Raw genomic sequence first — 13,823 nt, 5'->3', positions numbered from 1 at the left:
ATATCAAACCAAACTTTTGATAGGTAAACAGAAAGCCCTCTAAGTAATTAGAGGGCTTTTTTATGCGTGTTTGTTTCATGCTAAATGTTTCAACATATTGGCATTAGAAGCCGCTCTAGTATTAACATAAAGATCAATACTAATACTAAAAGGTTGAATTAACTTAAGGCGTCAACGAGGCAAACAACCTGTGATCGCCTCGGCTATTTTCTCGAAACGCGCTCGCAGTGGTGAACCGGGACGATACGCTAACACTAAGCTTCTTGACGGCGTAGGATTGACGGCATTCACATAACACACCCCATCCTTTTGCTTTTCTTTCGGCAATGACAACTCTGGCAACAAGGTGATCCCAGCGCCTGCTGCTACCATATTGCGCAGCGTTTCTAAGCTTGTCGCTTTAAAACGTTCATCATCCTTCGCGCCTGCCGCAAAGCAGAAACCTAAGGCTTGATCTCGCAGACAATGGCCGTCCCCCAGCGCCAGTACTGTACGACCATTGAGTTCCAACATATCCAGCTCAGCTTTGCCTGCCCACTCATGATCACAAGGCACAGCGATGCTTAGTGGCTCATTATAGACCTCGATCTCTTTGAATGGTGCGGTTTCTGCAACGGAGGCCAGCACAAGGCAATCCAATTTGCCTTCTTCTAACTGCCTAACCAATTGATGAGTTTGCGCCTCATGAAGATACAATTCGAGATCAGGAAACATCTCTTTGAGTTGAGGAACAATTTTCGGTAATAGGTATGGGCCTACCGTAGGGATAAAGCCAATGTGCATCGGCCCAGTCATTTCCCCGCTTTGCCCTGTCGCCATTTCCCGAAAGGTTTTGACTTCATTAAGTACGCGTCTCGCCTGCTCAACCAACTGTAAACCCGGATCAGTAAAGAGCACTCGTCGGCTGCTACGCTCTAACAATGACGTACCAATCTCATCTTCGAGTTTACGGATCTGTCCGCTTAACGTCGGCTGACTCACAAAACACGCCTCCGCGGCCTTACGAAAATGTTTGTGCTCAGCAAGCGCCACTAAGTATTCAAAGTCTCGAATATTCATTGCAACCTCAGATAGAAAATAACTATCAATACCATAACAATAAACGATTGGAACTATCAACGCGTTTTTTTGATAATGATCCCAACGAAACAGAGCAGCAACCGCTAAGCTCAATGTGAATAATTCACAAATCCAAATTATTGTATTTAAAAGGACATCATATGTTTGCATCAAAAGAAGGCCAGTCTGTTCCACAAGTCACCTTTCCTACTCGCCAAGGCGACGCTTGGGTTAACGTCACAACAGATGAGCTATTTAAAGATAAAACGGTCATCGTATTCAGCTTACCTGGTGCCTTCACTCCAACGTGTTCATCAAGCCACCTACCTCGTTACAACGAGCTATTCTCTGTCTTTAAAGACCACGGTGTTGATGAAGTTGTCTGTGTTTCAGTGAACGACACGTTTGTTATGAATGCATGGAAAGCGGATCAAGAAGCAGAAAACATTACGTTCATCCCTGACGGCAATGGCGAGTTCACCGACGGTATGGGTATGTTGGTAGACAAAAATGACATCGGCTTTGGCAAACGCTCATGGCGCTATAGCATGCTAGTGAAAAATGGCGTGGTAGAAAAAATGTTCATTGAACCAAATGAACCAGGCGACCCGTTCAAGGTTTCTGATGCTGACACCATGCTCAAGCACGTTGCACCAGACTACAAAACACAAGAATCGATTACCGTCTTCACTAAACCAGGCTGTCCTTTCTGCGCTAAAGCGAAACAAAACCTGATTGATCACGGTCTTCAGTATGAGGAAGTCGTATTAGGAAAAGACGCAACAACGGTCAGCCTACGTGCTATCAGCGGTCGCACAACGGTGCCACAAGTCTTCATCGGTGGTAAGCACATTGGCGGTAGCGAAGAGTTAGAAGCATACCTAGGCTAACCACTTCGTGATCTTCTCGTCCAAGTCACCCTGTACTTGGGCGGGAAACACGAGCGCACATTTCCTCTTCTTCTTTCCAATCCCTCAATTTCGCTTAAAGAGATACCGCTATGAAACAATTGAATGTAAATGTCGCCATTATTGGTGGTGGCACCGCCGGTCTGGGTGCCTATCGCGCCGCCAAAGCTCATACCGATAATGTGGTTATGGTAGAGGGTGGTCCTTACGGAACCACATGTGCTCGTGTGGGATGCATGCCTTCAAAGTTGCTCATAGCGGCAGCAGAAAGCGTACACCAAATTGAAAAAGCGCCAGGTTTTGGGATTTACCCGCAGGGTGAAACCATCATCAATGGTAAGGAAGTCATGGCTCGCATCAAAAGCGAACGCGATCGCTTTGTGGGTTTTGTTCTAGAAGGTGTCGATGAGATCCCCGCAGAGGATAAGATCTCCGGCTATGCAACATTCCTTGATAACAATACGCTGCTGGTTGATGGACACACCACGATCACCGCAGAACGTATCGTTATCGCCACTGGATCACGTCCAGCCTACCCTGGCGTATGGAACGAGCTTGGTGACCGATTGATCGTCAACGACAACGTCTTTGATTGGGATGACTTGCCTGAATCCATTGCCGTCTTTGGCCCTGGCGTAATCGGTCTTGAATTAGGACAGGCCTTGCACCGTCTTGGGGTTAAAACCAAGGTATTTGGACTGGGTGGGCAAGTAGGACCATTAACTGACCCTGACGTCATGAATTATGCCAATAATACCTTCCAAGAAGAGTTCTACCTTGATGCCGATGTCAAAGTAGAGAGCATGAAGCGTATCGAAGGCGATAAAGTCGAGATTCAATTCATCAACCTTGAGGGGAAATCTGAAACGTTTATTGTGGACTATGTGCTAGCGGCAACGGGACGTCGACCAAACGTTGACAAGCTATCGCTTGAAAACACCACGGTTGAGCTTGATGAGCGTGGTGTCCCTACCGCCGATCATTACACACTACAAACGTCGGCCAATAATATATTTATTGCCGGTGATGCCAGCAATCAGCTTCCATTATTGCATGAAGCCGCCGATCAAGGCCGTATCGCAGGCGATAATGCTGGGCGTTTTCCTGATATCCGAGCGGGTCTGCGAAGAAGTACCATTTCCGCAGTATTCTCCGATCCACAGATCGCTATGGTCGGTGAGTCGTTCAAGCAACTTGAGCAACGCCTTGGGGGTTGTGGTTGTTTTGCCACGGGCGAGGTGTCATTTGAAGGCCAAGGGCGATCTCGAGTCATGCTGCGCAATAAAGGTATTCTGCACGTCTATGGCGAACAAGGTACTGGTCGATTCTTGGGCGCAGAGATGATAGGCCCAAATGCGGAGCACTTAGCGCACCTACTCGCATGGGCACACCAGAATCAAATGACCATATCGAATATGCTCGACATGCCCTTTTATCACCCAGTGATCGAAGAAGGGGTTCGAACCGCGCTTCGAGACTTGAATGCCAAGCTTCACCTTGGCCCAGAAACCATCAAGCACTGCTTGGATTGTGGTCCTGGTTGTTAATAAAGTAGCGCTCTATGCTTCGTATTTAGCATAGAGACCAGTCATCTAGAAGCAAGTCATACGCAGACAAGCCAATAAACGCTAAACCATAATAGGTTTGGCGTTTTTTTGTCGCTACGCTAAATCTTTTGTCTTTGGGCAAAAAAATGTAGGTCAGGTCAGGTCAGGTCAGGAAAGTAGAGCGAGAAGAGATAAAAGGCAGCGCATACGAAGAGGAATGGGTATACATGACAATGAGGTTACTTACCGCTAAAAAGAAAAAGCCCCAGTGTCAAATCTGACCTGGGGCCTTCTTAGATTCTTCTAAGAAAAAGCAGTGGTACTTTAATAGACCGGGCTTTTTCTCATTGGTTCCCAAAAAAATGATCTTTTCTTGAATTATTTTCGATCATTAAATTATAACATTACAATTCAACAAGTTAGGCAACATTCATTTTGGCAATAATTTGCTCTACAAGGTTAACTTCTAGTGCCACCTCATCACAAGCATGCTGTCTTGGGCACTGATCACAGTCTTTCAGTACTTTTTCTGGTAGCAAGGTCTTCGACGTTGGAATGAAGTCATGTCTCATAAAGAACTCAGGAGTACGAGTGAGCACAAAGACTTTCTTAATCGCCATTTTACGAGCCTTTTCGACCAAGTGCTGCACAATTGCCGTGCCTTGCCCTTGCCCTTGCCAACCAGCTTCTACTCCAAGAGAACGAATCTCAGCAAGCCCCGAATCATAAACATACAACGATGCACATCCCGTCACCTCGCCGTGATGTTCCGCGACGGCAAAGGAGCCAATGTCTCGAACTAATTCGTTGCGATTTCTAGGTAAGTTCTCACCTTGGTTCGCCCAGTACGCAACCATACTTTCTAGTGCATCAATATCGGTTAGTCTTGCAGAACGCACCTTCACAGCGGAATTATCGCGAGAGCTCAAACGCTTCTCTGCTTGGTCGACCGCATAAGCGACTTGCTGTGGAGACACGCCACCCAATGCACTACGTTTTTCTAAACAACTGTCGATAGTAAGAATATCGTAGACATCGTTTTCAATGCTATCCGAGAATACTTTTAGTTCGGCAAGTGACAATTCTTCCAATGCACAGCCTTTATCAATCGCGCCAACCACGGCAACGCCAACAATATGGTGCGCCTCACGGAATGGAATGCCTTTCGCGACTAAATAATCCGCCAGTTCAGTTGCATTCGCATAACCTTGTTTCGCGGCTTCTAGGGTACGCTCACCGTTAACCTTGATACCATCAAAGCACAATGCCGCCATTTCCATGCAGTCGTTCCAAGTATCAAGAGCGTCGAACAAGCCTTCTTTATCTTCTTGCATATCTTTGTTGTAAGCCAGCGGCAAGGCTTTAACTGTCATCATCATGCCAGCTAACGACCCATACACACGGCCGGTTTTACCACGGATCAGCTCAAGTGCATCCGGGTTTTTCTTCTGTGGCATCAACGATGAGCCAGAGGTAACAGTATCCGCTAACTCGATGAAGTTAGATTCACCTGAGTTATAAAAAATCATATCTTCAGCAAGGCGAGAAAGGTGCAGCATTGAGATAGAAGCAATCGACATCAGCTCCATCACATGATCACGGTCAGAAACAGAATCTAAACTGTTACGGGTTGCACGACGAAAACCAAGGTTATGAGCCAGCTCTTCACGATCCATAGGGTAAGCGGTGCCCGCTAAAGCGCCTGAGCCTAATGGACAGGTATCAAGACGCTTGATCGCATCCTCAATCCGTGAATAGTCACGCTCAAACATTTCAACATACGCCATACACCAATGCGCAAACGTGACAGGTTGAGCACGCTGAAGGTGAGTATAACCAGGTAATACCGTTGCCTGATGCACTCTCGCCACACTGACCATTTGAGCTTGCAGTCTATCGAGCCCAATAAGCAGTTGTTGGCCCTGTTGACGGCACCAGAGTTTTAAATCCGTGGCGACTTGGTCATTACGAGAACGCCCCGTGTGCAGCTTTTTGCCTAAATCTCCGACTTTGCCAATCAACTGCTGTTCAACCCAACTATGAATATCTTCAGCATCTGAACGTAAAATTTGCTCAGGATCTTCCATCACCTCAAGCTTCAGCTCGTTTAACGCCAGCTCCAGCTTTTGCTGCTCTTCTATCGTTAACACATCGACTGAAACCAGTGCCTTAGACCAAGCAATAGAACCAACAATGTCTTGCTCAGCCAATCGGTAATCAAAGCGTAATGAGTCATTAAAATCTTTGAATCTCGTGTCTGCTGCTTGGGTAAATCTTCCGCCCCATAATGCCATTGTTACTCTCCTAACTGCTCGGTATTCATTGCTTGCCCAACGATGGAATTTAATCAAAGTCAGTTTGTTTTTTTGATAGGTTCAACTTACGGCAAATCAAAAAGAAAATAAAGTAAAAATTCACTTATTTCACATAATTATTCATAAATATCTACCGTGTTATTTTTTAGTCTCTTTAAAACAAGAAACCCACTTGCATAGCAAGTGGGTTAACCTTAATTCAAATAGCAACCAATGGCATTATTTGTTTTTCTTCGCCTCGTTCAACGCTCTGATACGACTTGAAAGTGAATACAAACGGATGAAGCCTTCCGCATGGCTTTGGTCGTAGACCTCATCTTCACCAAAGGTAGCGAACTCTTCTGAGTACAAGCTATTGTCAGAACGCTTTTGCGTCACGGTAGCTTGGCCTTTGTAAAGCTTAATCACAACCTCACCATTGACGTCTTGCGCCAACTCTTCGCTTGCTGCAAGGATAGACTTGCACAGCGGCGTAAACCAACGGCCGTCATAAACGAGGTGAGAAGCTTTCACGCCAAGCTCTTCACGGAACTCAAATGCCGTTTTATCCAACACCAATTGCTCAACTGCACGCAGCGCTTCCATCATGATGGTGCCGCCTGGAGTTTCATAACAACCACGAGACTTCATGCCCACTAAACGGTTCTCAACGATGTCGATACGACCCACACCATGTTTAGCGCCCTTTTCATTCAGGTAAACCAGTGCGTTATACGGGGTCATCGTCTCGCCATCAACCGCAACCACTTCACCTTTCACCACTTGTACTGTCACAGATTCAGATTCATTAGGTGCTTGCTCTGGATCCACAGTCCAATCCCAGCAATCATCGTTAGGCGCATTCCACGTATCTTCTAACACGCCACCTTCTGTTGAGATGTGCCATGCATTTGCATCACGTGAGTAGATTTTCGTTAGCGATGCCGTACAAGGAATATTACGCTCCGCTAGATAATCGAGACATTCTTCACGGCTCACTAAGTCCCATTCGCGCCAAGGGGCAATAACGTGTAAATCGGGTGCTAGCGCGGCAAATGCCCCTTCAAAACGTACTTGGTCGTTCCCCTTACCGGTACAACCGTGGCACAAAGCATCTGCCCCTACTTTACGTGCGACTTCAACCTGTGCTTTAGCAATGATTGGACGAGCCATTGACGTACCAAGTAGGTATTTACCCTCATAGTATGCGCCCGTTTTAAGGGTTGGATAAATGTACTCTGACACCATTTCTTCTTTTAGGTCAGCGATGTAACACTCCGACGCGCCCGATGCTTTTGCTTTTTCTTCAATGCCAATGAGCTCTTGCTCACCTTGACCGACATCAGCCACAAATGCGACAACCTCACAATCGTAGTTTTCTTTTAGCCACGGAATGATAACGGAAGTATCAAGACCGCCAGAATAGGCTACAACAACTTTCTTTACTGCTTTCTTGCTCATGGTTTCTCTCCTAATGTCCGAGCCTGAATTGGCGGTCAGCGTCTCGGGTTTTAAATTTGGTTTTGTCTATTCATTTCACTGTGTCGCCTATCGCCACACAGTCTAGATTTGGTTATCGTCGGCTTAGTTTGGTACAAACTGAGTCCCGATGCTTTTGCCAGCAAACAGGTCAATTAATTTTTCAGGATAACGCCACGTTGCCACTTCAATCGGGCGGCCTAGCTCACTGGCAGCCTGCAGCGCAGCTTGAACCTTAACAATCATGCCATCGGTAATCACATGCCCCTTGATTAATGCATCCGCTTGCTCTTGAGTCAGCGTCGGTAGCAAGTGACCCTTGCCGTCCAGTACACCACTCACATCCGACAGCAGAACTAATTCAGCGTCCAAAGCACCAGCAACGGCAACCGCGGCTTGATCGGCATTAACATTCATCAGTTGGCCATTATTATCAAGACCGATTGAACTAATGATTGGCAGCGCGCCTGTTTTTAAAATGGCTTGTAACACGGCTGGATTTCCAGGTTGTGCATTACCAACAGCGCCAAGTTCAGGGTTCAACTCCGTCACCTCACACAATCCGCCGTCAGCAAGGCTCAAGCCCACAGCGTTCAACCCCGCTTTGATCGCATCACCTTGCAGGAGTTTATTCGCCGTGCCGGCTAAGGCACCGGCAATCAGTGGAATCTGGTCATAAGGCGTGACACGTAAACCCTGCTTCTTTTCTGTTGGGAGGTTCAGCTTCTGCATCAGGTCATCCACAAGATAACCGCCACCGTGCACAATAACGATCTCACGCTCGGCTTGTTTCTGATAATTCGAAATCGCAACAAATAGTTGATTCAATGTCTGTGTGCACGATAACGCTGCGCCACCCAGCTTGATGACTAAAGGCATAGAAGATAACGATGTCGATTCTTGTTGTGTCAAACTCATAGTGCTCTCCTGCCCTATACCAGCGAAGTCAGCTGGGGAAATTGATTCTTAATATTCAAGCACTGCATCGCTTGGCTTGATGCGCCTTTCAATAAATTATCTATCGCGGAGACGACAATAATATGTTGCCCTTGTACCTTCCAACCGATATCACAAAACGGGGTGTACTCTACGTCTTGAATTCTTGGAATACTGTCCGCTTTGATGCGTACGCAAGGCTGGTCAGAATACGCGCCTTCAAAGGCCTGCTGTACCTGTTCAACACTCACTCCATCTGCCAGCTTCATGGTAATCGTGGCAAGAATACCGCGTTTAAAATTGCCAAGATGCGGATTAAAAATCACTTCACAACCTAGATGCGTGGCCATTTCTGGCTGATGCCTGTGAGTAAACAACCCATACGGCTGCAAGCTCACCTCACAAAAGCTATTGCTTGTCGTTGCTTTACGACCCGCGCCCGTCACACCACTTGTTGCATTGATCACCGGCCAAACTTGCGTATCAATTAGGTTTGCTTCAACAAGCGGCTTAATGGCCAACTGTGAGGCTGTTGGATAACAACCCGCAACCGCAACGAGCTGCGCAGCTTGGATGTCGGCAGCGTTCCATTCCGCCAGCCCATAAGCGGCTTTATCTAGCCATTGGGCGTGCTGATGTTCGAAGCCATAAAATGTTGTATAAAAATCATCGCCTTTTACCCGATACGCTCCAGATAAATCAAAGACCTGGCAGCCTTGTTCTAAAAATACAGGGGCTAAATCATGGCTCACTTCATGGGCCGTCGCGAGAAAAACCACATCGCTCTCACTGGCCACTTTTTCAACATCAATCAAGGGTTGAACGCTGTCATCAACAATACCAGCCAGCTTACCGTGCAGTTGTGAAATCGGTTTACCCGCATCCACACTATTGGCGGACACGTATAAACCTGATAGCGTAAGCTCCGGGTGTTTGGTGACCATCAGAGCGAGTTCAGCTCCTGTATAACCGGTCGCGCCAATAATGGTGGTTTTCAACATCTATCTACATCCATTTTCGTCAGACTTAAACATATCAACTAATGACTATAAATCTAAAAAAATACGCATTAACTGATTTTTTATTCATTAATTATGATTTAATATGTGTTTTACCGTCTTAGAGTTAATCTGTCAACAGTAGAAGTGAAGATAATATGCAATTGCCAACATTCTTAGAGGTCTACAAAGGCCTAATCAGTACCCCTTCTATCAGTTCTACCGACCCAAGCTGGGACCATGGCAACGAAAAAGTCATCGAAAAACTGGCAACCTGGATGAAAGACCTTGGCTTTAGTGTCGAGGTCGAGGAAGTGGAGCCCAATAAATTCAACATGATTGCTAAGAAAGGCCAAGGCGAAGGTGGGCTTCTTCTTGCAGGTCACAGTGATACCGTTCCTTTTGATGAGGGACGCTGGAGTTTCAATCCTCACGATCTCACAGAAAAAGACCATCGCTTTTATGGGTTAGGCACGGCTGATATGAAAGGGTTCTTTGCCTTCATTTATGAAGCCGTCAAGAAAATAGACTGGAGTAAGCAAACCAAGCCCCTCTACGTCCTCGCAACCTGTGACGAAGAAACGACGATGCTCGGGGCAAGACACTTCACGGAAACCGCCCCCTTTAAGCCAGATTACTGCATCATCGGCGAACCGACTAACCTCGTGCCGATTCGCGGCCACAAAGGACACGTAGCGAACGCTATTCGCGTGACAGGGAAGTCCGGTCACTCGTCCGATCCAGCGCTTGGCGTCAATGCTATCGAGATCATGCATGAGGTCATGTTCGCGATGATGAAACTGCGTGACAAGCTCGTCAAAGAATACCACCACCCTGGTTTTGCTATCCCTAGCCCGACGTTAAACTTGGGCCACATTCACGGTGGTGACAGTGCCAACCGAATCTGTGGGTGCTGCGAGCTGCACTACGATGTTCGCCCACTGCCGGGAATCAGCCTTGATGGCTTGGATAATATGCTTAGAAATGCGTTGAAAGAAGTGGAAGCAAAATGGCCAGGACGCTTAACCATCACAGCATTGCATGAGCCAATTCCTGGTTATGAGTGCGATCACCAGCACCCATTTGTGGCTGGAATGGAAAGCCTGTGTGAGACCCCATCGGATACGGTAAATTACTGTACTGAAGCACCGTTCTTACAAGAGTTATGCCCCACATTGGTGCTAGGTCCGGGCTCAATCGACCAGGCCCATCAGCCGGATGAATTTCTCAGCTTAGACTTTGTTGATCCCACCATTAACGTGCTGGCTAAGGCGATCAATCAGTATTGCTTTGATTAATCAGCAATATGTAATAAATTTTCAATATTATTGATTAAAAACGTGTTGCTGTACAATTATTCAGCAACACGTCTAAAGAATGAAACATCATTGAAATCAACAAAAATACACCCCTTATCGATATGAGCATTGTCAGTAAAAAAACACGGTGCGTTAGTAAGTTAACGACCAGTGTGCGTTTTTTATTCCAATACGATTATTGCAAACATGGATTACTTTATTTGACTACGACTAGCATTTTTCGCTAGATTGTTAACCTGAAACGGAATAATGGATGTAGTTAAATTACAAGGCAGGATGACTATGAACGAAAAATACGCCCCACTAAAAAGCAATGTTAGGATGCTTGGGCACTTGTTGGGAAACACCATCAAGGAAGCACACGGGGAAGCGATTTTAGAAAAAGTGGAGAAAATTCGCCAGCTTTCTAAATCCGTTGTACGTGCAGGCAATGAAGCCGATCGTGATATTCTAATCGAAGAGATTACCAGCCTGCCTAACGAGCAGCTCACCCCAGTCGCTCGTGCATTTAACCAATTCCTAAACCTCACCAATATCGCTGACCAATATCACACCATTTCAAGAGGTTGTGAAGCAGATGTCTGTGAACCAGACCCTATTGATTCACTCTTCTCTAAGCTTAGCCACGAGAACATCAGCAAGCTGGATACGGCGCAAGCGGTGCGCGATCTCAATATTGAACTTGTCCTCACTGCGCACCCAACGGAAATCACTCGTCGTACGATGATCAACAAGCTCGTGAAGATAAACGAATGTCTTTCCAAGCTTGAATTAAGCGAGTTGTCTGAAAAAGAACGTAAGAAAACAGAACGACGTTTAGAGCAATTGATCGCTCAAAGCTGGCATTCTGACGTTATTCGTCAGCAACGTCCGACCCCATTAGATGAAGCTAAGTGGGGATTTGCCGTTGTTGAAAACTCGTTGTGGGAAGCCATTCCAGAGTTCCTACGTGAAATGGATGACCGCCTGAAAAACTACCTAGGCGAAGGGCTCCCTATCGATGCTCGTCCGGTTCATATCTCTTCATGGATGGGCGGCGACCGAGACGGCAACCCATTTGTCACGCACAAGATTACACGTGAGGTCATGCTACTTTCTCGCTGGAAAGCGGCTGAGCTTTACCTGCAAGACTTCCAAGAGCTCATCACTGAACTTTCAATGGTGAAATGTAACGACCATGTCAGAGAGTTGGCTGGCGAGCAGCATGAACCGTACCGTGCGATTTTGAAACCGGTACGCAAACTATTGGTGAATACGCTTGAGGTATTGGAAGCGCAAATCAACCACCACGATGTGCCAAACAAGCCGATTCTAGAAGACAGCGCTCAGTTATGGGAGCCGCTATTGGCGTGTTACCAGTCACTACGCGAAAGCGGCATGGCCATCATCGCTGACGGTTCACTGCTGGATACCATTCGCCGCGTGAAAGCCTTCGGTGTGCACCTTGTCCGCCTAGATATTCGTCAAGAAAGTACTCGCCATTCTGATGTAATTTCAGAACTGACGCGTCACTTGGGTCTCGGTGACTACGATCAATGGAGCGAGCAAGACAAGGTTTCTTTCCTTATCAATGAGCTGAGCTCTAAGCGCCCATTACTTCCTCGTGACTGGGAGCCTTCAGAGCCCGTCCAAGAAGTACTAGACACATGTCGTGTCATCGCGTCCCAATCCCGCGATGCGTTTGGTGCCTATGTCATCTCAATGGCACGCACTGCCTCTGACGTCCTAGCCGTTCACCTCATTTTGCAAGAGTGTGGCTGTAAGTTCCGCATGGACGTTTGTCCATTGTTCGAAACATTGGAAGATTTAAACAACTCTGAAGCCGTTATGAAGCAGTTGTTTGAGATCGACTGGTACCGTGGCTATATTCAAAATCATCAAATGGTCATGATTGGCTACTCTGACTCAGCGAAAGATGCAGGCGTAATGTCAGCAGGTTGGGCACAATACAGCGCCATGGAATCCTTGGTTGAAGTCAGTGAGAGCGCTGGCATCGAGATTACCCTATTCCATGGTCGTGGCGGCTCTATTGGTCGTGGTGGTGCGCCTGCACACGCTGCGCTTTTATCACAGCCACCAAAAAGCTTAAAACGTGGTCTTCGTGTTACCGAGCAAGGCGAGATGATTCGTTTTAAACTCGGCTTACCTGAGATTGCAATCAACAGCTTCAATCTGTACGCCAGTGCCATCCTTGAAGCCAACTTGTTGCCGCCACCGAAGCCAAAACAAGACTGGCGCGACCTAATGGAAGTGCTGTCACAAGTCTCCTGTGACGCTTACCGTCGAGTCGTGCGTGATGAGCCTGACTTTGTTCCTTATTTCCGCCAAGCCACACCGGAACTCGAACTCGGCAAATTGCCGCTCGGCTCTCGCCCGGCAAAACGTAACCCAAATGGCGGCGTAGAAAGCCTACGAGCGATTCCATGGATTTTCTCTTGGAGTCAGAACCGTCTTGTGTTGCCAGCTTGGTTAGGCGCTGGTGAAGCCATTCAGTATTCGATTGATAAAGGTCATCAAGCCCTACTGGAAGAAATGTGTCGTGAATGGCCATTTTTCTCAACACGCCTTGGCATGCTTGAGATGGTTTACACCAAGTGTAATATCGAGATTTCTCGCTACTACGACCAACGCCTAGCGGATCCGACACTATTACCACTGGGTGATAAGCTGCGCGATCAATTGCAACAAGACATCAAAGCCGTCTTGAACGTAGAAAACAATGATCACCTGATGCAAAGTGACCCGTGGGGACAAGAGTCCATCCGTCTTCGTAACACCTATGTTGAACCACTCAATATGTTACAAGCTGAGCTTTTGTATCGCACTCGTCAGAGTGAAGAGACGGAAAGTGAGCTAGAAGAAGCGCTTATGGTAACGATTGCTGGCATCGCAGCTGGCATGCGAAACACTGGATAAGCAGGATATAATTCCAAAATAAAGACAAAAGGTCGCACTTTGCGGCCTTTTATTTTACTTCAGATCCTTACTGAGTGTTTTGTTAGTCCTTTTCAACTGATATCACTCTCTATTCCACTTCATGCTTATACAATTAGATATAATCATTTCTCGTTGATCGATAAAAATAATAAACTAATATCGGCAACGACAGGTTGTGTGTTCATACAACCTTCTAGGTGACAAAGGCTTATATAAGGTTACTGCGTAAACCACGCAGGCCATGCTTCTTACACAAGACCCATTCTTTTGCTCTCAAAAGAGCGCTAGACGCGGCTATGTCACATCTTCGATGACAGTACTAAGCACCATAATTATTATTAAGTTA

At 46.7% G+C, this 13,823-nt stretch carries 9 protein-coding genes; 4 read left to right on the top strand and 5 right to left on the bottom strand.

Going from position 1 to position 13,823, the window contains the following annotated elements; translation table 11 throughout:
• Positions 1–171 precede the first annotated feature (171 nt).
• Complete coding sequence (gene oxyR / locus AB4405_RS04150) at positions 172–1,059, bottom strand: DNA-binding transcriptional regulator OxyR (protein WP_372059760.1); 888 nt, start codon at positions 1,057–1,059, stop codon at positions 172–174.
• 161 nt (positions 1,060–1,220) lie between these two features.
• Between oxyR and AB4405_RS04145 the strand changes: the two genes are divergently transcribed.
• Together AB4405_RS04145 and AB4405_RS04140 are read left to right on the top strand one after the other, a co-directional pair.
• Complete coding sequence (locus tag AB4405_RS04145; RefSeq protein WP_372059759.1) at positions 1,221–1,949, top strand: redoxin family protein; 729 nt, start codon at positions 1,221–1,223, stop codon at positions 1,947–1,949.
• Positions 1,950–2,059: 110 nt separating this feature from the next.
• Entirely contained in the window at positions 2,060–3,514 is a 1,455-nt protein-coding gene (locus AB4405_RS04140; RefSeq protein WP_372059758.1) for a dihydrolipoyl dehydrogenase, read from the top strand.
• A gap of 419 nt (positions 3,515–3,933) precedes the next feature.
• Here AB4405_RS04140 and argH read toward each other — a convergent pair whose 3' ends face one another.
• From argH to argC, 4 genes are all read right to left on the bottom strand, one after another.
• Positions 3,934–5,808 carry an argininosuccinate lyase gene (gene argH / locus AB4405_RS04135; protein ID WP_102469708.1) on the bottom strand — a complete coding sequence of 625 codons (1,875 nt, stop codon included), beginning with the start codon at positions 5,806–5,808 and terminating at the stop codon, positions 3,934–3,936.
• A 240-nt stretch (positions 5,809–6,048) separates the two neighbouring features.
• Entirely contained in the window at positions 6,049–7,269 is a 1,221-nt protein-coding gene (locus AB4405_RS04130; RefSeq protein WP_372059756.1) for an argininosuccinate synthase, read from the bottom strand.
• 123 nt (positions 7,270–7,392) lie between these two features.
• Entirely contained in the window at positions 7,393–8,205 is an 813-nt protein-coding gene (gene argB / locus AB4405_RS04125) for an acetylglutamate kinase (RefSeq protein ID WP_372059755.1), read from the bottom strand.
• 14 nt (positions 8,206–8,219) lie between these two features.
• Positions 8,220–9,224: an N-acetyl-gamma-glutamyl-phosphate reductase gene (argC, locus tag AB4405_RS04120; RefSeq protein WP_372059754.1), complete on the bottom strand. Its 1,005-nt coding sequence runs from the start codon at positions 9,222–9,224 to the stop codon at positions 8,220–8,222.
• Positions 9,225–9,379: 155 nt separating this feature from the next.
• On the opposite strand from argC, the gene argE reads away from it, so the two are divergent.
• Both argE and ppc read left to right on the top strand, forming a co-directional pair.
• The gene (gene argE, locus AB4405_RS04115) at positions 9,380–10,519 is read left to right on the top strand and encodes an acetylornithine deacetylase (protein ID WP_372059753.1); all 1,140 of its coding nucleotides are present in this window, start codon (positions 9,380–9,382) and stop codon (positions 10,517–10,519) included.
• Between the two features lie 303 nt (positions 10,520–10,822).
• Positions 10,823–13,456, top strand: a complete 2,634-nt coding sequence (ppc, locus tag AB4405_RS04110) for a phosphoenolpyruvate carboxylase (RefSeq protein WP_372059751.1) — start codon at positions 10,823–10,825, stop codon at positions 13,454–13,456.
• The last annotated feature ends 367 nt before the right edge of the window (positions 13,457–13,823 follow it).

Origin of the sequence: Vibrio sp. 10N.261.51.F12 (assembly GCF_041471725.1) — a bacterium.
Taxonomy (GTDB): Bacteria; Pseudomonadota; Gammaproteobacteria; order Enterobacterales; family Vibrionaceae; genus Vibrio.
This window is presented reverse-complemented; position numbering and strand designations above follow the sequence as displayed.

Coding starts and splice junctions, on each gene's coding strand:
- ppc (WP_372059751.1), top strand. CDS start 10,823: ATGAACGAAAAATACGCCCCACTAAAAAGCAATGTTAGGATGCTTGGG.
- AB4405_RS04145 (WP_372059759.1), top strand. CDS start 1,221: ATGTTTGCATCAAAAGAAGGCCAGTCTGTTCCACAAGTCACCTTTCCT.
- argC (WP_372059754.1), bottom strand. CDS start 9,224: ATGTTGAAAACCACCATTATTGGCGCGACCGGTTATACAGGAGCTGAA.
- argE (WP_372059753.1), top strand. CDS start 9,380: ATGCAATTGCCAACATTCTTAGAGGTCTACAAAGGCCTAATCAGTACC.
- argH (WP_102469708.1), bottom strand. CDS start 5,808: ATGGCATTATGGGGCGGAAGATTTACCCAAGCAGCAGACACGAGATTC.
- oxyR (WP_372059760.1), bottom strand. CDS start 1,059: ATGAATATTCGAGACTTTGAATACTTAGTGGCGCTTGCTGAGCACAAA.
- AB4405_RS04130 (WP_372059756.1), bottom strand. CDS start 7,269: ATGAGCAAGAAAGCAGTAAAGAAAGTTGTTGTAGCCTATTCTGGCGGT.
- argB (WP_372059755.1), bottom strand. CDS start 8,205: ATGAGTTTGACACAACAAGAATCGACATCGTTATCTTCTATGCCTTTA.
- AB4405_RS04140 (WP_372059758.1), top strand. CDS start 2,060: ATGAAACAATTGAATGTAAATGTCGCCATTATTGGTGGTGGCACCGCC.